At 58.4% G+C, this 20563-nt stretch carries 22 protein-coding genes, 1 tRNA gene and 1 pseudogene; 11 read left to right on the top strand and 13 right to left on the bottom strand.

Going from position 1 to position 20563, the window contains the following annotated elements:
• Positions 1-280: 280 nt before the first annotated feature.
• Positions 281-370, bottom strand: a tRNA-Ser gene (locus GOX45_RS00765).
• Between the two features lie 201 nt (positions 371-571).
• On the opposite strand from GOX45_RS00765, the gene GOX45_RS00760 reads away from it, so the two are divergent.
• From GOX45_RS00760 to GOX45_RS00725, 8 genes are all read left to right on the top strand, one after another.
• Positions 572-1939, top strand: a complete 1368-nt coding sequence (locus tag GOX45_RS00760) for an SPOR domain-containing protein (RefSeq protein WP_254445892.1) — start codon at positions 572-574, stop codon at positions 1937-1939.
• A 17-nt stretch (positions 1940-1956) separates the two neighbouring features.
• Positions 1957-3126 carry a D-alanyl-D-alanine carboxypeptidase family protein gene (locus tag GOX45_RS00755; protein WP_171097019.1) on the top strand — a complete coding sequence of 390 codons (1170 nt, stop codon included), beginning with the start codon at positions 1957-1959 and terminating at the stop codon, positions 3124-3126.
• A complete protein-coding gene (gene tmk / locus GOX45_RS00750; RefSeq protein ID WP_171097017.1) occupies positions 3123-3749 on the top strand; it encodes a dTMP kinase in 627 nt (208 codons plus the stop codon). Before GOX45_RS00755 ends, tmk begins: the two co-directional genes overlap by 4 nt.
• Positions 3750-3756: 7 nt before the next feature.
• Positions 3757-4878: a DNA polymerase III subunit delta' gene (locus tag GOX45_RS00745; RefSeq protein ID WP_171097015.1), complete on the top strand. Its 1122-nt coding sequence runs from the start codon at positions 3757-3759 to the stop codon at positions 4876-4878.
• On the top strand, positions 4875-5681 hold the full coding sequence (locus GOX45_RS00740; protein ID WP_171097013.1) for a TatD family hydrolase: 807 nt from the start codon (positions 4875-4877) through the stop codon (positions 5679-5681). Before GOX45_RS00745 ends, GOX45_RS00740 begins: the two co-directional genes overlap by 4 nt.
• Entirely contained in the window at positions 5678-6475 is a 798-nt protein-coding gene (locus GOX45_RS00735) for an MBL fold metallo-hydrolase (RefSeq protein ID WP_171097011.1), read from the top strand. Before GOX45_RS00740 ends, GOX45_RS00735 begins: the two co-directional genes overlap by 4 nt.
• Positions 6476-6514: 39 nt before the next feature.
• A complete protein-coding gene (locus GOX45_RS00730) occupies positions 6515-7447 on the top strand; it encodes an AEC family transporter (RefSeq protein ID WP_171097008.1) in 933 nt (310 codons plus the stop codon).
• 63 nt (positions 7448-7510) lie between these two features.
• Positions 7511-8206 (top strand): CbiX/SirB N-terminal domain-containing protein, encoded by a 696-nt coding sequence (locus GOX45_RS00725; RefSeq protein ID WP_171097006.1) that lies wholly within the window; start codon positions 7511-7513, stop codon positions 8204-8206.
• A 35-nt stretch (positions 8207-8241) separates the two neighbouring features.
• Here the strand turns inward: GOX45_RS00725 and GOX45_RS00720 are convergent, their stop codons facing one another.
• From GOX45_RS00720 to GOX45_RS00700, 5 genes and pseudogenes are all read right to left on the bottom strand, one after another.
• On the bottom strand, positions 8242-9231 hold the full coding sequence (locus GOX45_RS00720) for a GGDEF domain-containing protein (RefSeq protein WP_171097005.1): 990 nt from the start codon (positions 9229-9231) through the stop codon (positions 8242-8244).
• A pseudogene (locus GOX45_RS00715) lies at positions 9221-9814 on the bottom strand (heme NO-binding domain-containing protein). The gene GOX45_RS00720 and the pseudogene GOX45_RS00715 overlap by 11 nt, the downstream one beginning before the upstream one ends.
• Positions 9815-9931: 117 nt before the next feature.
• A complete protein-coding gene (locus GOX45_RS00710; RefSeq protein ID WP_171097003.1) occupies positions 9932-11491 on the bottom strand; it encodes a trimethylamine methyltransferase family protein in 1560 nt (519 codons plus the stop codon).
• A gap of 120 nt (positions 11492-11611) precedes the next feature.
• Positions 11612-12304, bottom strand: coding sequence for an HAD family hydrolase (locus tag GOX45_RS00705; RefSeq protein WP_171097002.1), 693 nt, complete (start codon positions 12302-12304; stop codon positions 11612-11614).
• Positions 12305-12323: 19 nt separating this feature from the next.
• Positions 12324-12608, bottom strand: a complete 285-nt coding sequence (locus GOX45_RS00700) for a DUF3572 domain-containing protein (RefSeq protein WP_171097000.1) — start codon at positions 12606-12608, stop codon at positions 12324-12326.
• Positions 12609-12697: 89 nt separating this feature from the next.
• Here GOX45_RS00700 and GOX45_RS00695 point away from each other — a divergent pair, with 89 nt between their 5' ends.
• Complete coding sequence (locus GOX45_RS00695) at positions 12698-14098, top strand: diguanylate cyclase (protein ID WP_171096998.1); 1401 nt, start codon at positions 12698-12700, stop codon at positions 14096-14098.
• On the opposite strand, the gene GOX45_RS00690 is transcribed toward GOX45_RS00695, so the two are convergent.
• Genes GOX45_RS00690 through GOX45_RS00675 form a run of 4 tightly spaced genes read right to left on the bottom strand, consistent with a single transcriptional unit; the run spans position 14095 to position 15990 of the window.
• Positions 14095-14574: a periplasmic heavy metal sensor gene (locus GOX45_RS00690; protein ID WP_171096996.1), complete on the bottom strand. Its 480-nt coding sequence runs from the start codon at positions 14572-14574 to the stop codon at positions 14095-14097. The two genes, GOX45_RS00695 and GOX45_RS00690, sit on opposite strands and share 4 nt — an antisense overlap.
• Complete coding sequence (locus tag GOX45_RS00685) at positions 14571-14909, bottom strand: hypothetical protein (protein WP_171096994.1); 339 nt, start codon at positions 14907-14909, stop codon at positions 14571-14573. Before GOX45_RS00685 ends, GOX45_RS00690 begins: the two co-directional genes overlap by 4 nt.
• Positions 14902-15516, bottom strand: coding sequence for an RNA polymerase sigma factor (locus GOX45_RS00680; protein ID WP_171096991.1), 615 nt, complete (start codon positions 15514-15516; stop codon positions 14902-14904). The genes GOX45_RS00685 and GOX45_RS00680 overlap by 8 nt, the downstream gene beginning before the upstream one ends.
• Positions 15517-15522: 6 nt before the next feature.
• A complete protein-coding gene (locus GOX45_RS00675; RefSeq protein ID WP_171096989.1) occupies positions 15523-15990 on the bottom strand; it encodes an EF-hand domain-containing protein in 468 nt (155 codons plus the stop codon).
• Between the two features lie 217 nt (positions 15991-16207).
• Here GOX45_RS00675 and GOX45_RS00670 point away from each other — a divergent pair, with 217 nt between their 5' ends.
• Positions 16208-16606 carry a DUF983 domain-containing protein gene (locus tag GOX45_RS00670; RefSeq protein ID WP_171096987.1) on the top strand — a complete coding sequence of 133 codons (399 nt, stop codon included), beginning with the start codon at positions 16208-16210 and terminating at the stop codon, positions 16604-16606.
• Entirely contained in the window at positions 16603-17304 is a 702-nt protein-coding gene (locus tag GOX45_RS00665) for an NUDIX hydrolase (protein WP_171096985.1), read from the top strand. Before GOX45_RS00670 ends, GOX45_RS00665 begins: the two co-directional genes overlap by 4 nt.
• A 3-nt stretch (positions 17305-17307) precedes the next feature.
• Here the strand turns inward: GOX45_RS00665 and GOX45_RS00660 are convergent, their stop codons facing one another.
• The 3 genes from GOX45_RS00660 to GOX45_RS00650 are packed head-to-tail and all read right to left on the bottom strand — an operon-like array spanning position 17308 to position 20516.
• Positions 17308-18978 carry a ribonuclease J gene (locus GOX45_RS00660; RefSeq protein WP_171096983.1) on the bottom strand — a complete coding sequence of 557 codons (1671 nt, stop codon included), beginning with the start codon at positions 18976-18978 and terminating at the stop codon, positions 17308-17310.
• On the bottom strand, positions 18975-19754 hold the full coding sequence (locus GOX45_RS00655) for a type III pantothenate kinase (protein ID WP_171096981.1): 780 nt from the start codon (positions 19752-19754) through the stop codon (positions 18975-18977). Before GOX45_RS00655 ends, GOX45_RS00660 begins: the two co-directional genes overlap by 4 nt.
• A gap of 12 nt (positions 19755-19766) precedes the next feature.
• On the bottom strand, positions 19767-20516 hold the full coding sequence (locus GOX45_RS00650) for a biotin--[acetyl-CoA-carboxylase] ligase (protein WP_171096979.1): 750 nt from the start codon (positions 20514-20516) through the stop codon (positions 19767-19769).
• Positions 20517-20563 lie beyond the last annotated feature (47 nt).

Genomic DNA, 20563 nt, shown 5'->3' with positions numbered 1-20563 from the left:
CGTAGGGAAATCTTCCGCAACCCATTGATAATAAGAATAGATTCAGGGCGCAAAATCACCAAAATGCCCCAAATCCGAAGATTTTCCATGTTAATTCCCTGTTAGCAGGGAAATTTGGCCCTAACCGAAGCGCGTGATGGTGCCTCCAGAGACACTGCGCCTAAATCGGGCCAGCTCACGGTATTACGGTCGTCTCTCTGGCAGATGGCATAGCTCAAGCGCCCGAAAAAACGAGACAAAACAGGGAAATTAGGAATTTGCTGACAGAGATAGGGGTGGGTGGCGGGGAGACAGGGATTCGAACCCTGGGAACGCTCTCACGTTCAACGGTTTTCAAGACCGCCGCATTCGACCACTCTGCCACCTCCCCGCTTGGGGCTCGGGTCTAAGGCCCCTGCGCGGCAGAGGCAAGACATAAATCGGGAAATCTTGCCGAAGTCCAAGCTGCGTCTTTCCATAAGACCAAGGGCAGGTTATGATTCGAGCAGAGGACCGCTAGAGACTGGCAAAAGAACCAGCTTAATCGCGGAGAGGCGCGGCCATAAGGCCTTGTCAGGCAAGGGAAAATGCAATGAAGCGAGCGATTGGCACACGCTTTGGGTCGCATCAGCTGTTGGCATTGGCCGCAGTTTTGGTTCTGGCTGGATGCGAAGAAGGTTTTATTCCTGCGATCGCAACACCAGAAGAAGCGGAAAGCGAAACGGTTGAAAATGACGACGCGGTCGAGCTGTTTCCGCAAGCTGCCAATGGCGAACAGCGCGACGTTGAAGCACCAGAGGTATTCCAGATAACCGAAGCCGGGCTTTGGGACGGTCGTCCGTCGCTGGGCGGTATCTGGGTCGCGCACCCGGATGTGGCGCAACCCGAACGCGTCAGGATTGTGAACACCACCAACAACAAATCGGTCACCGGGGCTCTTTTCCGGCGCGAGCGGAACCTGCCCGGACCGGCCCTGCAGGTCTCGTCTGCGGCAGCGGAAGAGCTGGGCCTTTTGGCAGGTGCCCCAACACGGGTCGAGGTTGTGGCGCTGAAACGCGAAGCGATCACGCCGACGCCACCCCCGGCGGAACCCGAGGCGGACACGACCGAACTTGCAAGCGCCGAGACCGACACAGCGGTTGACGATACCTCTGCCGACGACGGCGCAGAAACTCCCGCAAAACGGAAATGGTGGCAAAAGAAACCTGCCGACGACGCGAGTGGAGCGGTGGCTGGAGCCGCTGTTGCCGGGGCCGCCGCTGGGGCAGCAATCGCTTCGGACTCAGAGGATGAAAGCCTGCCGGAAGCTACGGAGTCTTCGGATACCGAAAACACTGAAAGCGCCGCGCAGGATGCCGAGGAAAAGCCGAAGAAACGCAAGTGGTGGCAGAAAAAACCTGCCGAAGACACCGCGACCGGCGCAGTTGTTGCCGGAGCGGCAACAGGAGCGGCCGTAGCAGCCGAGGCAGGTGCATCGGCGGCATCGGATGCAGCAGAAGCCGGAGCTGACGTGGCCGTTGAAACAGCCGCTTTGACGGATCCGGTTGTCACCGCGCCGGACGAGGCTCCGAAAAAACGCAAGTGGTGGCAGAAGAAAGATCCTCAGGAGATCACCGAAACACCGCTGGATCCTATCGCTGGCGCTGCCGCAGCCATTGACGCGGCCGAGCCCACAGCGACCGAAGCCGCGGCAGCAGCGGCTGGCACCTCGGCTGCTGTTTCGAACTTGTCGCAACCTTATGTGCAGGTCGGCACCTTCTCGGTTCAGTCCAACGCCAACAGTGCCGCCGAAAAGATCCGCCGCAACGGCATGTCCGCCGAAGTGCGGGAGTTGAAGACGGACGAAAACACAATCTGGCGCGTCTTGGTTGGCCCGGCAAAAACGCGGGCCGAGCGCAGAGCCATCCTTTCAGACGTTAAGGATCTGGGCTTTACCGACGCGTTCACGGCCAAAAACTGACATTCAGGAGGACTATGATGCTTTCTGTACTGCGATCGACATCCCTGGCGGTGGGGCTGGCGCTGATGGCGCTGCCGTCTCACGCCTTCGACACACAGGCGCGCGCAGCTTATGTGATGGACCAGAAAACAGGGACGGTACTTCTGTCGAAAGACGCCGACGAGCCTTTGCCACCTGCGTCGATGTCCAAGCTTATGACGCTTTACGTCGCGTTCGAAGCCCTTCGGGATGGCCGCCTGACCTTGGACGAGACATTGCCAGTGTCCGAACATGCCATGAGTTATGGCGGCTCGACCATGTTCCTGAACACCCAGGATCGGGTTACCGTCGAGGACCTGTTGCGCGGGATCATTGTGTTGTCGGGAAATGATGCCTGCGTTGTCATTGCCGAAGCGCTGAGCCCTGACGGGACCGAAGCCGGGTTTGCCAGATACATGACCCAGCGCGCCGAGCAGATGGGCATGACACGCTCCAACTTCACCAACTCGAACGGATGGCCATCAGCCGGGCATCGCATGTCGGTGCATGATCTGGCAGTGCTTGCGGATCGCTTGATCTCGGATTTCCCGGAATACTATCCCCTCTTCGCTGAAGAAGAGTTCGAGTTTGATGGTCGTGCGCCTTCAAACTCGCGAAACCGCAACCCCCTGCTGAGATTGGGTATCGGCGCAGACGGGCTGAAGACCGGCCACACCCAAGAGGCAGGATACGGCCTCGTCGGGTCCGCGAAACAGGGCGACCGCCGGGTCATCTTTGTCCTCACAGGCCTCGACACAACCGCCCGCCGCGCAGAGGAGGCTGAGGCCGTGGTTAACTGGTCGTTTCGCAATTTTGTCGAGAGGACAGTTGCCGACGCGGACCGACCGATAGCACAAGCCAAGGTTTGGATGGGGGCAGAGAAGACGGTGGGTCTGGTGCCGCAAGAAGACCTGACCGTACTTTTCCCAATCCTGGGAGATAAGGATATTCAGGCCGAAGTCGTCTATGACGGGCCAGTCAATGCACCCATCCAGAAAGGTCAGCAGCTTGCTGAACTGGTGATCAAACCCGAAGGTCTGCCAGAAATACGCCGGCCATTGGTGGCCGCCAATGCTGTTGCCGAAGGTGGATTTGTGGTACGCATGCTGACCGTGGGCGGCATTGTTTTGAAAGATGTCGTCAAGAACAACCCGCTGGGGTCGCTTTGACACAGCAAGGACTGTTTCTGACATTCGAAGGCATTGACGGCTCGGGTAAATCCACCCAGGCCCGTATGTTGGCCGATCACCTGCGAAATACAGGCCATGAGGTCGTTCTGACCCGCGAGCCTGGTGGGTCCCCCGGGGCCGAAGAAATCCGCAACCTGGTGTTGCAGGGCGATCCTGATCGCTGGTCGGCCGAGACCGAATTGCTGCTGTTCACCGCCGCCCGTCGCGATCATCTGGAACGCACCATCGAACCCGCCCTGGCAGAAGGAAAGGTCGTGATATGCGACCGCTTTGCCGACAGCACCCGGATGTATCAGGGGCTTTCACGTGGCAATCTGCGAGCTGCCGTTGACCAACTGCACACGCTGATGATCGGGCGAGAGCCTGACATGACACTTTTGATCGACATGGACCCCGATACCGGCCTGTCGCGCGCCAAAGGGCGCCAGGGGGTCGAAGAGCGATTTGAAGACTTTGGCCCCGATCTGCAGCGCCGTATGCGTGCGGGGTTTCTGGATCTGGCCAAAGAGTTCCCCAAGCGCTTTCGTGTCATCGACGGCAATCGGGACGTGGACTCTGTGGCTCAGGATGTGACAGATATCGTTGGGACATCCCTGCGATAGACGAAACATGAGCGACGACACTCCTGCACCAGATCAGGCGCCCGGTGCGCCCCATCCGCGCGAGACTATGCGCCTGTTTGGTCAGGACGCAGCTGAGCGGGCGTTTCTTGAGGCCTATACCTCTGACCGGCTGCACCATGGCTGGCTGCTGACCGGGCCGCGCGGCGTGGGTAAGGCGACGCTCGCCTGGCGGATCGCGCGGTTTTTGCTGGCCACGCCCCCCGTGGATGACGGCGGGCTGTTTGGGGCACCGCCCCCGCCTGAGACGCTTGAGATTGATCCCGAACATCCCGTTGCCCATCGCATTCTGGCCAGCGCGGAACCGGGACTGGCCGCAATCACGCGCTCGCTGAACGATCAGGGCCGTTTGCGCAACGAAATCGTGGTGGATGATATCCGCAAGCTGGGCAAATTCTTCGGCTTGTCCTCGGCGGATGGCGGGCGGCGTGTTGTGATCGTGGATGCAGCCGATGAGATGAATGTCAGCGCGGCAAACGCGCTGCTGAAGATGCTCGAAGAGCCTCCGGCGCGCACCACGCTGCTGTTGATCTCGCACCAACCCTCCCGGCTGCTGCCTACGATCCGATCGCGCTGCCGCAGCTTGCGCCTGTCCCCGCTGGGCCCAGACGATATGAATGCGGCACTGGCCCAGACCGGGGCCGAGCTGCCCCAGAATACGGATCACCTGGCCGCCCTGGCTGCAGGTTCGGTTGGCGATGCGGTGCGGCTGGTCAATCTGGGTGGGCTTGAGATTTATGCCGAGCTGATCACCATTTTGGGCACCCTGCCCCGGATGGACCGCCAGCGCGCCTTGGCCCTGGCCGAAGCCGCTGCCCAGCGCGGTGCGGCTGAACGGTTCGAACTGCTGCTGACCCTGATCGACATCGCTCTGTCTCGGCTTGCGATCACTGGCGCCTGCGGCCTGCCACCTCAGCCAGAAGCCGCCCAAAACGAGGCGGAAATCCTGACCCGCCTTTCGGCCACTCCGCAACAGGCGCGCCACTGGGCTGAAGTGGCCGCCACGATCACAGCCCGCGCGCGACATGGTCAGGCGGTGAACCTTGACCCTGCCGCTCTGGTCCTAGATACGGTGTTCAAGATTCAGGAAACCGCTGGTCAAAGCAGATGAGCATCACACCGGAAATCACTGACAGCCATTGCCATCTGGATTTCCCGGATTTTGATGGGCAGTTGGATCAGATTATCACCAACGCCGCTGATGCAGGCGTGACCCGCATGGTCACCATCTGCACCAAATTGCGCAACGAACCCGCAATTCGCGCCATCGCCGAAGCGTATGCCCCCGTCTTCTACGCCGCCGGCACGCACCCGATGAGCGCGGCGGACGAGCCCATGGCAACCGTCGAAGAACTGGTCGCGATGTCCCAGCATCCGAAATTCGTAGGCATTGGCGAAACCGGGCTGGACTATCACTACACCGCCGAAAGCGCCGATGTGCAAAAGCAATCGTTGCGCATTCATATCGAGGCCGCACAACGCACCGGGCTGCCTTTGATCATCCACGCCCGTGCCGCAGATGAAGACATGGCGCGGATTCTGACCGAAGAGTACCGCAATGCGCCCTATGGTTGCGTCATGCACTGCTTTTCATCTTCGTCCGAACTGGCCCGCGCCGCCTTGGAGCTTGGGTTCTACCTGTCCATGTCGGGCATCGCTGCATTCCCAAAAAGCCAGGAGCTGCGGGATATCTTCGCCGCCGCACCGATCGACCGTATTCTGGTGGAAACCGACGCGCCGTATCTGGCACCGCCCCCACATCGGGGCAAACGTAATGAGCCTGCCTATACCGCCCATACCGCGCGCAAGGGGGCAGAGGTATTCGGCATGAACTATGCCGATTTCGCCGCGCAGACTCAGGCAAATTTTGATCGCTTGTTCACGAAAGCCGCATCCTTTCAGGCCGCTGCATGACAGGATTGCGCTGTACCATCCTAGGCTGCGGTTCCTCGGGTGGCGTACCCCGTTTGGGTGGGCATTGGGGTGAATGCGATCCCGGCAACCCCAAGAACACCCGACGCCGCTGCTCGATGCTGGTGGAACGCGACGGGCCCGATGGAACCACATCGGTGCTGATCGACACCTCGCCCGATATGCGCAGCCAGTTGCTGGATACCGATACCGGACGATTGGACGGCGTAGTGTTCACCCACGCGCACGCTGATCACACCAACGGGATCGACGATCTGCGCATGATCGTGTTCAACATGAAGTCCCGCGTGCCGGTGTGGGCCGACGGTGACACACAAAACGCGCTGCTGGGCCGGTTTGGATATGCGTTCGTGCAACCCGAAGGCTCACCCTACCCGCCGATCCTTGACCTGAAAACAATTGATGGCCCGTTCGAGATTGACGGCCCCGGCGGTCCAATCCCGTTCCATCCCTTCCGCGTTGAGCACGGATCGATTGATTCGCTGGGCTTTCGCATGGGCAACCTGGCGTATTTGCCAGATGTCTCGGAAATCTATGATGCGGCCTGGGCCGATCTTGAAGGGTTGGACTGTCTTATCATCGACGCCCTGCGCCGAACCCCGCACCCGACCCATGCGCATCTGGACAAAACCCTCGGCTGGATCGACCGCTTGTCACCCAAACGTGCGATTCTGACCAATATGCATATCGATTTGGATTATGACACGGTGGCTGCGGAAACACCGGATCACATCACACCTGCCTATGATGGTATGGTTATCTTGCAAGATCTCTAAGGGTCAGCGACATGCAGCAAAATCAAGAATGCTGAGAAGATGCTGCAAAGCCTGATCGACGTCATCCTCCCCGTCTTCTTCGTGATCGGCGCCGGGTACGCCGCCACGCGCTTTGGATATTTCAAAGAAATTCATGTCGATGGGTTGATGCAATTCACCCAAGGCTTCGCGATTCCCTGTCTGTTGTTCCTGGCCATCTCGAACCTTGACCTGAGCGCAAGCTTTGATCCGCGTCTGTTGGGCAGCTTTTATGGTGCAGCCGGTCTGTGCTTTGCTGCAGGTCTTTTCGGAGCGCGCATAATCTTTGGCCGCGATTGGGAAGACAGCGTTGCAATCGGGTTCTGCTGCCTCTTCTCGAACTCGGTCCTGTTGGGTCTGCCGATCACCGAACGCGCATATGGCCCCGAAAACCTGACAGGAAACTACGCGATCATCGCCATTCACTCCCCCTTTTGTTACGGACTTGGCATCACGGTGATGGAGGTCGTCCGAAACCGGGGGCGCGGCGGAATGCAGACAGTGCGGTCGGTCTTGTCTGCCATGTTCAAGAATGCACTGATCCTGGGGATCGCACTGGGATTTGCCGTGAACCTTTCGGGGATGGTGATTCCCAGCGTTCTGGACGACGCCTTGCGCATGATCACCCTGGCGGCACTGCCAGCGGCACTCTTTGCCCTGGGCGGTGTCTTGGTGAAATACCGGCCCGAAGGAGACTTGCGCACGATCCTGTTCGTTTGTGCCATCTCGCTACTGATCCACCCCAGCTTGGTCTGGATGTTCGGCAGTGCATCGGACCTGCCGCAAGATATCTTCCGCTCGGGCATCATAACGGCCGCCATGGCGCCTGGCGTGAATTCCTATGTCTTTGCCAATATGTACGGGCGTGCCAAACGCGTAGCGGCCTCGTCAGTTCTGATCGGAACTGCGGGCTCGATCCTCACCGTCTGGATGTGGCTTACCCTGCTGGGGTAGCAAAGAGTTTGACATCGCTCGAGTTTATCACATCTAAGCGAAAGGATCATCTCGGAGCCACCAATGCCCCACGCTGTTATCGTCGCCCATGGTCAACCGTCTGACCCAGACCCAGCCGAAACCGCTCTGGCGCGTTTTGCCGCGAAGGTCGATGCGCTTTGCCCTGATATGCAGGTCCACTCTGCAACCCTGGCTGCGCCCCTGGCGCTAGAACGTTGTCTGGACAGCCTGCCCGCCGATACAGTCATCTATCCTCTGTTCATGGCCAAGGGGTGGTTCGTTACAAGCGCCCTTCCCAAACGCGTTGCTGACCGCTCTGTGCGTATTCTGGACCCGCTGGGCGTCGATCCGAAATTGCCCATGCTGGTGGCCGAAGCGTTGCGTACGGAACTGCAAAACAAACTCTGGCAGGCGGGACAGACCAATCTGGTCGTAGCCGCGCATGGATCCGGCCGCAGTCGGAACCCATCCCAAGTAACCCTGGCCTTTGCGTCCGAGCTTGCGGCCCTTGTCCCGTTTGCGGATATTCGCACGGGGTTTGTAGAAGAAGCGCCTTCGATCGCCGAAGCTGCATCCGATGTTGGTTCGCAATCGGTTTGCCTGCCGTTCTTTGCATGTACAGGCGGCCATGTGCTTGAAGACGTCCCCGAAGAGCTTGGAAAGGCCGGGTTTTCCGGCCTGGTGATGCCAGTGGTCGGTGAGTTGCCCGTCATTCAGCGACACATTGCTGATCAGCTTGGCAAAGCACTGGTCGCCTAAGCGCCGCCCACCCGGATGCGAAAAAGGCAGGCTTACTATCGAGCCCCGGCGAGTTTTCCATAGAACATATGCTGGGCACGCCCTGCACGCTTGGCCTGGTACAGTGCAAGGTCGGCAGCATTGACGACCCCCGCCGGATCTGGGGCATCGAACTGTGTGGACAGCGCGATACCGATGCTGGCAGAGATTTTACAGCTATGTCCTTGAAATTGCAGAGGTTCACATAACCTCTCGATCAATCGATTTGCAATAGTTTCAATCTTTCGGCGATCCTGCAACCCCTTGAAAACCAGAATAAATTCGTCCCCGCCAATTCGGAAAACAGAATCGTCGTCCCGCGTTTCCTCCAACATGATCCGCGCGGCCTGTTGCAGTACGAAATCCCCCGCCGCGTGGCCCAACCTGTCATTGACCGATTTGAAGAAATCCAGATCCAGATGCATCAAGGCAAATGTTGATTTCATCGAAACCAAATGGCCCAAAATGTGATCCATCGCACGGCGGTTTTTCAGGCCGGTCAATGCATCCGAATAGGCCTGTTCTTCCGCGGCCAGCATAGCGCCCTGCAGACGCAGGTTTAACGAACGCGACGCTTCCATGGCAGCGGATTTGGCTTCGACCAGATACAGCAGTTCGATCGCCAAATCCGTGCCCGAAAAATCTGCGCTGGTCAGGGAATAATCTCGCACCGCGTCGAGGATGGAGATCCCGAAAGACAAATTGATGACAGCCCCCGCGTCGTTTGGCAAAGGCGCTATCAGCCCTCTGAGCGCGGTCTGCGGATCGTCGTGGAATTTCAGATGCAAACGCGCGCCGGGAGTGGCTAGTAGCGACGGTACTGTGGTCACATCCCTTGGCCGAACAAGCTTGAAAAGGTCCAGAAATGCACGACCGACCATTGGCATGTCGGGACGCAGCTTTTGCAATGTCGGGCCGACCTCTTGAGTGTTTCCATTCTGATCCACCAACAAATACATCGGGCACAACGTATCAATAAGACGGGCCAATGCCGCTCTATCGATCATGACTGTGCGCTCCTAGCTCAAAATTCCGTCCTTTCGCAAACGCGCTTTCCACCAATGTGATCTTCAACACCTCAATCGGGCCTTGTGTAGCTTCCTGAGACAGGAAAACCAGCGAACCATAGTCGTCGGCCATCGCGCGCAAGACACCAGTCATCACACTGGGATAGCCTTCAAGCCCAGGATGGCAATGAAGGCGGAAATCCGATTGTGAAAGTTCCTGAAGCTCCAATTGAGGCAAAATCAAATCGGATACGGCCAGCCTTACCCTGTCGGACAAATCGTCCAGAGATTGCAAGAATTCCACATAGGTCACACCGCCAAAGCGCAACAACCGGCGCAAACCTTCCATATTAGGATGGGAAACGAGGTAGGTTCCAAGATCCTCAAGTACATCCGAGCGCGGGCGATCAAGTTTGCGTCACAGCGCGCCCAGGACCCTAGGGTAGATTTCGACATCATAGGTTAACATCGCCTCGAAATCGGCAAATTCGAGCCCCGCAGCCGTCGTCGAATCCACCCATGTTTGTCGCCCGTAGTTAGCGCAAACAAACGACTGAATCGCTTTGATGATCAGACCATGCATAATGTGCCTTTGAAATGACGCGTTATGCAATCTGAGCTCAGAAAACTTAATAAACCGCGAAAATTCTCTGTTTGATAAAGCGAATTTAGCGCAGTATCCGCCTGATACCTCAGTCGATCAGAAGTCTGTCGGCGCTCCACCTTCGGCTTTTCTGCGGGCAACGAAGTCAGCCAGCTCATCGCGGATGGCGTCCTCCATCGGTGGCGCTTCAAAGCTGCCGACAATCTCTTTGAACATGTGGTGCGCACGTTCGGCGGTCCAAATACCGCCAGCAGCCTCCCACCCTTCAAAGTTCTTCCAATCGCTTAGAAACGGTTGATAGAAGGCCGTGGTATAGCGATCCTGAGTGTGCTGAATGCCAAAGAAATGGCCATCATTTCCCACCGCTCGGATCGCGTCGAGCGCGATTTCATCAGGTCCGGTCGCCACAAGTTCGGGCTGCATATACCGCTGAATCTGCTGCAATATCTCACAGTCCATAATGAACTTCTCGGGGCTGGCGATCAGACCGCCCTCAAGCCAACCCGCCGCGTGATAGACAATGTGGGTTCCCGACTGCACCGCTGCCCACAGCGAGTTCGATGTCTCCCAGATCGACTGGCCGTCGGGCACATTTGCGGCGCAGACACCCGAAGACCGCATAGGCAGATTGTAGAACCGAGCCATCTGGCCCGTCATCTGAGTCGAGCGCATGTATTCCGGCGTTCCGAATGCGGGCGCTCCGGTTTTCATGTCGACATTCGACGTGAATGTCCCGATCACACAAGGGGTTCCGGGGCGGACATACTGGAAGAGAGCGATGGCGCAGAGCGCTTCGGCCAAAGACTGAGCCACAGCACCGGCCATCGTAACCGGAGCCATGGCCCCTGCCAGCGTAAAAGGCGTGACCACGATCGCCTGACCTCGCCGTGCCAAACGCAAACAGCCGTCAATCATTGGATGGTCATGTTTCAGAGGCGAGGTCGAGTTGATGTTGGTATACATTCGGGGGGTGGCCTCGAACTCTTCGTGGCTCAGACCACCAGCGATGCGGACCATTTCCATCACGTCTTCGACACGTTCCTTGCCCAGCGAATAGGCGTGCATGGTTTTGTCGGTCAGAGTCAGCTTGTCATAAAGCACATCCAAATGGCGAATACTGGCGTGGAGGTCGACCGGTTCGACAGGGTAACCGCCAGCAAAGTGGATACAGTTGAAATACTGTGTCAGCTTCAACAGATCCTGACACATGCGCCGGTTGCCAGGCACTTTCTTGCCGATCTCCATATCCCAATAGTTGGGTGGCGAGGACACATTCCCGAACAACAGGTTGCGCCCGCCTATCGTGATTTTGCGATCAGGGTTACGCGGCGTGATGGTAAAGCTGGAAGGTGCCTTGCCGACCATTTCCATCACAAAGTCCCGGCCCATCCGCACATTGCTGCCTTCGACAGTGCACCCGGCCTCGCGCAGAATACCCAGAGCCTCTTCGTTCAGGAACTCGATCCCGATCTCTTCAAGAATCCGCATAGCGCCATCATGGATGGCCTCGATTCCTTCCGGGCCAAGAGGTTCGGTTGGCGCGTCCGTGTTGATCGGTGGATCCCAGGGCATCTGATCTATCACTGCGCTGCCGCGCCGCGCCGCCGCACCTGCGCGCCCACCACTGCGCCGCCGAGATGTTCTGGGATTTGCCATCTTGCCCTCCGGGATTTGCTGCTGTTTCAGCAAGCCCCGAACTCAGACCTTGTGGCCGTTCTGTCTGCGACAGCCTATGTCGCTTTTCCATTCCGGTCCGGCAATTTTGCGTCGGTTGCTTTACTTGGTCGCAAGCCAGGCCGGGATATGGCCGATATCTTGCAGAACCACATCCGCCAGCGGTTCAAGCTGATCTGCTGGCGCCATGCCCGTCAGCACGCCGATCGTTACCATACCCGCTGCCCGCCCGGCCAAAAGATCGTGACGGCTATCTCCGACCATGGCGACACGCGATGGATCGACATTCACATGTCTGGCAAAGGCCAGCATTTGTCCCGGTTCAGGCTTGTAGCCATGCCCGCTGTCGTAACCGGCGACAAAGTCGAAGTGATCCTGAACGCCCACCGATGCCAGATGCTGCAGCGCCGAGCTTTCGGCGTCGTTAGTAGCCACCCCCAACTTAAGTCCCAACCCGCGCAAAGATTGCAAGAATGGGGCCAGTGGTACGGCCTGGTACTGGTGAATTCCTGCCGCAGCTTCGTTCAGAGTATCAACGATCTGGGATACGGATATGCCGTTTAAATGCGGATGCAAAGCCTCGGCGACTTCGTCCACTGTCCCTGCGATGACGACGCTATCAGGTTCATAGCGATCCTGGGCATAGTCAAAGCCGATGGCTTTCCCCAGCCGACTTGCCTGTTCGGTATCACCCGCTGTCAGCAGATCCAGCGACATGCGCCCAAATGCTCCCCAGGTCTGGGCGAAGTCAAAAAGGGTACCGTCCTTGTCAAAAAGAAGGGCGTCGATGGCCATGAATTCAGGCTCCTGTGGGTTAAGTCCAATGCATCTCGGAATCCCCTGCCAATAGCGCACGCGCCTGGCCAGGCAACTCGTAAGGAACGGAATTGGCGTCACAAAACGACATAACCCACGAATCGTCCATCAAAAGAAACTCAAGCACGGATATCAGAAACTCTGGCTCGCCTGCCCGCTCGCGCAAGTCCTGTTCGGACGCACCTGTCGCGCCAAGAAACACGGGCAAAAGCTCGTCATTGGCGACCAGCCAACCCAAAACATTCAAGGCAAGAGTTTCGGCGTTACTTGCAGAGATCGGCATAAACTCGCCTTCGTAAGTCATTTGGAAAGGGTTTGTTAACCAGACTCATAAACACTTTGGACACGCATGCAATCCAACGGTGAGATGCTATGTCCCTACAAGGCACCATACTCGTCCTCGACGGGGTTTCGACCAATCGCATCATGCTGAAGGTTCAATTGACCGCAGCCTGGTATCAGGTTGTGCAAGCCGAATGCCTGGACGGATTGGCGGCGCTTCTGCGCAGGGTGCGACCTGACCTGGTGCTCACGGCACAAAGCCTACCGGATGGGACCGCCGAAGATGTGAAAAAGCTGCTGGCCTCGGATCCCAAACTCGAAGACGTACCGATTGTTGCGATCGTTCCGCAGAATGATAAATCGGCGCGAATGCAGGCCCTGGCCGCAGGGTTGGACGATGCGATCGAGCATCCTTTTAAAGATACGCTATTGCTGGCCCGTGTACGCAGCTTGCTGCGCGCACGGGCCGAACGGCAAGAGCTGCGTATCGGGAACGACCCGCAAACAATGGGCTTTGCAGAACCGGCAGCGGATCTGTTGCTGGCCCACAGCATCAGCCATGTCGCCATTCTGTCTCAATCCGCGCAGATGAGTATGCTGTGGCGCAACGCTCTGGCCGAGCGCACGACTTATTCCGTCAGTTGCCACACCCGAATGAACCTGAGCGGGCTGCTGTCCGGGACACTTCCAAACGCGGTTATCGTAAAGATGCGGCGCGAAGGCGATGGGCTGAGCATCCTGGCTGACCTCCGGTCGCGCCGCGCAACACGGCAAACGGTGCTGATTGCCGTGTTAGAGGATGAAAACACAAACCTCGCCGCCGAGGCACTGGATCGAGGGGCCGATGCGGTCTGTATGAGCGGGTTTGATGCCGACGAAATCGCGCTGCGGCTTGAGGCGTTGATTGCCCGTAAATCCCGGGACGACAACTTACGCGCAACCATGCGCGAAGGGCTTGCCGACGCGCTTACAGATCCTCTGACGGGGCTGCACAATCGCCGCTATGCCATGCGGGCAATGGCTCAGATCACCCGCCAATCCCTGCAATCCGGGCGTGGCTTTGCGGTCATGCTGGCCGACCTGGACCATTTCAAAACCATCAATGACCGTTTTGGTCACGCTGGTGGGGATCTGGTGCTGACGGAAACTGCACGCCGTCTGAAATCCGCGATCGGGAAAAAGGGGTTTGCTGCACGGATTGGTGGTGAAGAATTTATGATCGTTCTTCCCGAAACCACCTCGATGCAGGCGTTGGAGCTGGCGGATGTGGTGTGCAATTGCATCTGCAACACGCCGTTCCTGCTTCCGGATCAACACAGTTTGATAACCGCCACGATCAGCGTGGGCGTCAACCTCTGCGAACCGCCTCAATTGTCCGGGCAACTGGAAAAGGACCCGATTGATCACCTGATCCGGTCAGCTGATCAGGCGCTCTACGCTGCCAAACAAGCGGGTCGAAATCAGGTTCAGATCGGGAAAACAGCAGCTTAGGGTTTGTCTTTGCCCTTTCTGCCTTTCGGCACACGGCGGGCAATTTCGCTTAGGCGCTCGGCATAGGCCGCGCGTTCTTCGTCGTTCATTGCGATGATCTGTTCCAGCCAAAGCCGGTGCAACGTCTCGCGCAAGTCAGCTGAGGCTTTAGCCTGCTGATCCAGCAACACCTGAACGTCTTCAGGCTCGAATGGTACGGCTTGTAGCGCTGCATTCAATGCATCGAAATCCTGCTGTCGGCGCCCAGAGCCCAAAGTGCGCGCATCCCCAAGCTGCGCGCGGAGGGCCTTGCGGTCATCCTTTGGCAACGCCTTGTAAAGACCGTAGCCAAAGCCAGGAGGGACGCGGCCCGGATCTCCTTTGGAAAAGCGCAGGGCAGTCCCAACGACCACGCCGACGACCAAAAGGTTCACCGCCAGTGACGCCACCAGCCAAACCTTCATCCATTTGCGTTTGCGTGTGGGAGCTTCACTCATTCCGTGTCCTCCAGGTCTTCAAAATCCAAATTCAAGTCTGCCACCAAAAAGCTGGCATCCTGCGACACCAGGTAATCCGCTGGATCCGGCAGAAAGGACGGGGCCGAAAAACCGATCCAGACCCCGGCGACACTCGCTGCGGCCAAACCGCTAAGACCGCGCCATCCCCCGAGATCCTGCCACCAGCGCCGATTGGGTTTCGGTGCAGGTGCCTGACGCGCCAGACGTACGGCTTCGGCATCGGTTTCGATACGAACCGCGAGCGCTTCAGGCAACGCGGGTCGGTCCTGCCGCGCTTGGGCAAACAGAATTTCCAACTCGTCTTGGTCAGCCATTTTCATACCCCAATTCATCTTTGCGCCCCGCCAGAATGGCAGTCAGAGACCGTTTGCCACGCGCTGTCAAACTTTCGACCGCCTCGACCGAAATATCCATGATCACGGCAATCTCCGGATTAGACAATTCCTCGATATGGCGCAGAACAACCACCTGCCGCTGTCGCTCGGGCAACTGGTCCAGCGCCTGCTGCAACGCGTCCCTACGGGCCATGTCCTGCATCTGCTCTGCGACGCTGGCTGCACCGTCTTCGGGTTCAGGCGCATCTTCCAACGCAGTGGGCCGCCTTCGACGCCTGAGATCTACACACAGATTCAGTGTCACGCGATAGAGCCATGTCGAAACCTGCGCCTGCCCGGCCACCCAATCGGGTGCAATCTGCCAAAGCCGCATCATCGCCTCTTGCGTTACGTCTTCCGCCTCGGCCCGATTGCCCAGAATGCGCATGGCAACCAAATAACTGCGCGGCCCCAACCGATCCGTCAACACCCGCGCCGCATGGGCATCACCATCGGCAAACCGGCTCAGCAACTGGGCGTCGCTGAGCCTTTGCGCAGCGAGATCCTCGCCGCACGACAGAGACGTCTGGGAGGTCAGATCCTCCATCCCGCATCAGTTGCTGTCAGCGTCCGGCGCACCCTTGCGCTTGTGCCGGCGTTCCATCTTGTCTTGGGCATCCGCGTATTCCTGTTCCGAGATCGTGCCATTCCCATCCGCATCGATCCGTTCGAACATCTTCGCGCCGCGGCGCGGTTTGGGCAACTCGTCTGTGCTGAGAAAGCCGTCTTGGTTGACGTCATGCTTGTCAAACATCTTGCTTGCACGTTCCGAGGCCCGTGCCTGTGCCGATGCCTGCAATTCCTCCAGACTCAGCTGGCCGTCACCATCGGTATCCGCCGCGCCAAAGCGCTGTTGGCCAAAGGCCGTGACCTCTGCCTCAGAAATCACACCATCGCCATTCGCGTCCAATTCCTGAAACGTCGGAAGCGCCCTGTCACGTCCCCCTTTGGCCAGAGCCGATGACCCCGTGACCGCGATAGCTGTTACAACAATCGCCGAGATAAAACCTACCGTTTTCATGTCGTTTTCCTTTGACTGTGCGGCTCTGTGCCGCTGTTGATGTCAAGTCAAACGACACCACCGCCTGTTTCCGTCGCTTTTCGTCAAAGTTTTTTGCCCCTTTCCGAAATTCGCAAGCTTGCTAAGCTGGTGCCGACCTGCACAAAGCGACGCACCCCCGTTTCAACATGGTCACGACGGCGCTATATACTGAGCACCAAATCGCGCGAGTATCAGGATGACAGACCAGACGATCAACGGCACAGTCGAACAAGAGCGCCCAACCAAACCAGCTTTGCTCAAGGGTTTTCGGTGCAAGTGCCCCAAATGTGGCGAAGGCAGCCTGCTGCACAGTTATCTGAAGGTCAACGACAGCTGCGCCCATTGCGGAGAAGAGCTGTTTCACCATCGTGCAGATGACGGCCCCGCCTATCTGACCATTCTCATCGTCGGGCATTTGCTGGCCCCGGCGCTGCACGTGTCCTATGTACACTGGCGTCCGGACCCTTGGGTCATGGCCATCGCCTTTTCCATAGGCTGTGTTGCCCTGTCCCTGTATTTGCTGCCACGGCTCAAAGGGGTGGTGGTTGCCTATCAATGGGCACGACGCATGCATGGATTTGGCAAAACCGCATGAGTGCAGACAAGGCTGCAATCCGCAATGCTGCAACAGTCATCGTATTGCGAGATCGCACAGGTGATCCGTCGATTCTGATGGGGCAACGGGGCGCGTCTGCAGCCTTTATGCCGAACAAATTTGTCTTTCCGGGCGGTGCGGTCGATGTCGACGATGCAAGTATCGGCCTTGCCTCACCCCTTCCGACCATATGTCATGAGAGGTTATCGCACCGGTCCGAGCCGGGTTTAGAAAACGCGCTGGCGGTGGCCGCGATCCGAGAGCTTTGGGAAGAGACAGGCCTTATCCTGGGTCAGCCCGGCCAGTGGTCGGACCCTGTTCCGCCAGATTGGCAAAGCTTTGCCGCGATGGGGTTTCTGCCGTCCGCGCAATCGCTTCAGTTTGTCTTCCGCGCGTTGACCCCACCGGGGCGCCCGCGCCGGTTTGATGCACGGTTTTTTCTGGTCGACGCGGATGATATCTCCGGGGACTTGGATGATTTCGCCCATGCCTCAGACGAGTTGTCACATTTGCAATGGATCAAGATCCGCGACGCTCGCGACTTTGACTTGCCATTCATCACCGAAGTGGTGCTGGCGGAAGTCGCAGCCCGGGCGGCGGACGCCGAACCGCCAAACAGCGTCCCGTTTTTCCTCAACAACGAAGAGGCCAGCCTGTTCCTGCGGCTGAAAGGCTATCCCATGCCGCAGGCTGACTAAAGTTCAGGCGCGCATACGGCTGATCACAACCGTCACTTCCGGCTTTTTACCCAGTTCCGACTTGGCGCTTTGGCGGACAATGCGCCGCAAGGCTTCCTCCAACTGGTCGTCATCGCGCAAAGTCTTGGCCTCTGCCCGCATCAGGAACTGATTGAGGTCTTCTTCCAGCACCTCGACCAATGCTGCGCGTGACGATCCGGTTTCAGGCAGGCCAATCGTGTCACACCAAGGCTCGCCCAGCGGCTCATCCTCTTCGTCCAGAATGACAGTCACTGTAACGTGCCCGTTCAGCGCCATGCGGATGCGATCGCGCACCACACCGTCCAACGCACCAATCTGCACAGATCCATCCAGATAGGTTCTGCCGGTTTCAATGTAATCCGCAACCGTCGGCGCGTTGCCTGTCAGGTCCAGCATGGTGCCGTTCACCGCCAATACACCCGTGCGCCCGCCTGATTCAGCCAGCTTGACGTGCTCGCGCAGGTGACGGTGTTCGCCATGCATCGGGATCACCATTTGCGGGTCAATCAACTTATGCACCTGTTCAAGATCCGGGCGGTTGGCGTGGCCGGACACGTGATACAGCCCCGAGCTGTCATCAACCACATCCACGCCTTTTTCGCTGAATTGGTTGATGATGCGGATGACACCGCGTTCGTTGCCTGGAATGGTCTTGGAGGAAAACAGGAACAGATCACCCTCTTTCACCTCAAGCCCAAGATATTTGCCACGCGCCAGTTGCGCACTGGCTGCGCGGCGTTCGCCCTGGCTGCCGGTGACGATCAGCATCAGGTTTTCGCGTGGAACCTCAGATGCCTGTTCGGCACTGATTACTTTGGGAAAGTCACCCAGAATACCCGTTTCGGTCGCGGCCTCGATCATCCGCCGCATCGCGCGACCCAGCAACACAACCGAACGCCCGGCCCGCTGCCCGGCTTCGGCCAAGGTCTTCACCCGCGCCACGTTCGACGCAAATGTTGTGGCTACCACCATGCCCGACGCTTCGCTGACCAGCCGCGTGATCTCGGGTCCAACTTCGGATTCAGAGCGGCCTGCGTGGTTTGAAAAAACATTGGTACTGTCACAGACCAGCGCCTTGACGCCGGGCTTGGCCACTTCGGCCCACAGGTCTGCGTCAAACGGCTCACCCACAATCGGATTGGGATCAAGCTTGAAATCGCCTGTATGCACGACCCGGCCCGCAGGGCTGTCGATAATCAACCCGGCACTTTCAGGGATCGAATGCGAGACAGGCAGAAAGCCCACCTTGAACGGCCCAAGCTCAATCTGTTCGGGCCAGGCCGAGGCGGTGCGTACTGCCTCAACCGGATTGCCATGTTCCTCCATCTTGCGCCGCGCGATATTGGCGGTGAACGCGCGCGCATAGATCGGTGCGCCCAAGGCTTCATAGCAATGGGCCACGGCGCCAACATGGTCCTCATGCGCGTGCGTGACAAAGACGGCCTCAAGCTGATCGGCACGTTCCTTGAGCCAGGTGATGTCTGCAAAGATCAGATCAACCCCGGGTGAGCTGTCCATGTCAGGGAACGCAACCCCAAGGTCCACCAGGATCAGACGCTCTTTTCCCGGTGCGCCATAGCCATAGACATAGGCATTCATACCTATTTCACCCGCCCCACCCAGCGGCAGGTAGATCAGTCGTTCATTGCTCATGCGGAGCCATTTTCCTTGTTATAGCGATGGATCACGGTCAGACCGTGCATCGTCAGATCATCTTCAAAAGCATCAAATAGTTCGGCCGCCTGTTGGAACAACGGCGCGAGGCCACCGGTGGATATCACTTTCATGGGCACACCGGCCTCGCCTTTGATCCTGTCGCAGATCTCGCGCACCAGCCCGACATAGCCCCAGAACACACCCGATTGCATACATTCGACGGTGTTGGTGCCAATTACCTTCTGCGGCTTGGAAATGTCGACATGCGGCAATGCCGCAGCAGCAAGGTGCAGGGCCTCAAGGCTCAGGTTCACACCCGGGGCGATAACGCCGCCCACATACGCGCCATCATGCGCCACCACGTCAAAGGTGGTTGCCGTGCCAAAATCCACCACGATCAGATCGCCACCATGCCGATCAAAAGCGCCTGCGGTGTTGACCAGACGGTCAGGGCCAACCTGAGTGCCTTCGTCGACACGGGGCTGGAAGGGCAAAAGGGTTTCCGGCTTGCCCACCACCAGCGGGCGGCACCCAAAGAAACGATCCGCAAAAACCCGCAGGTTGAACACGACCCGGGGCACCGTGGAAGAGATGATGACATCCGTTATGTTGGCCTCGATCCCGTAATGCTTCACCAGCGTGGAATACCAGGTGAAATAGGCGTCCGCTGTGCGCGAATGGTGGGTCGAAGTGCGCAGGGTACACAGGAACTTCTCGCCATCCCAAATCGAGAAAACGGTGTTGGTATTTCCGCAATCTATCGCCAGAAGCATCGTTTGCCCCTTTCAGAAGTAAATCTCGGCCGCCGGAATGCTGACCCGGCCCTTGGCGGTGTTTAGGATAAGGTTGCCACCGGCGTCCACCGTTTCAAAGGTTCCGACAGTTTCCGACGTAGCGGTACGGGCGGTGATGACCTCTCCCAGCCGGGCCGCGCGCGACAGCCAGGCTGTGCGGATGGGCGCGAAGCCATAGGTGGCGAACTGTGTTTCATACTGCGCATAGGCTGCGGCCAACTCGGTTAGAAAATCCTCGGGCGTGACATGCGCTCCGGTCTCTGACAGCAACGAGACGGGGCGCACAGCGCCGGGTTCAACCTGATCTGCACCCGGAGCCTCGGACAGGTTCACGCCAATGCCAATCGCCAGATGTGACAGACCCCGACCCTGCCCGGTGCTTTCCAACAAGATGCCTGCAAGCTTGCCGCCGTTCAGCAACACGTCATTGGGCCATTTCAGCGCCAGCCCAGTGGCGCGACCTGTGACCGAGACACAGGCATCGAACAACGCCAAGGAGGCCAGAAAGCTGCGCAAGGCCGCTTTCTCCGGCGGCTCATCCGGGCGCAAAAGCAAGGTTGCCGCCAGATTGCCCTTGGGGTGCGTCCATGCGCGTCCGCGCCGCCCGCGTGCTGCGGTTTGGTGGTGTGCCAAGATCCACACCGGGCCGGTGGCGGTTGGGGCAATGCGCGCGGCCTCGTTCAAGGTGCTGTCCACCTCTTGCACAATGTGCAACCCGTATCCCTGTGGCCAATCGCTCATGTCAAAAAGGCCCGGTCACCTGACCGAGCCTCCCATGTCTGTTGTGA

Source organism: Ruegeria sp. HKCCD7255 (assembly GCF_013031565.1).
In the GTDB taxonomy this organism is placed as follows: Bacteria; Pseudomonadota; Alphaproteobacteria; order Rhodobacterales; family Rhodobacteraceae; genus Ruegeria.
Note: the sequence above shows the minus strand (reverse complement) of the source record. Positions and strands in the feature narration are given on the sequence as shown.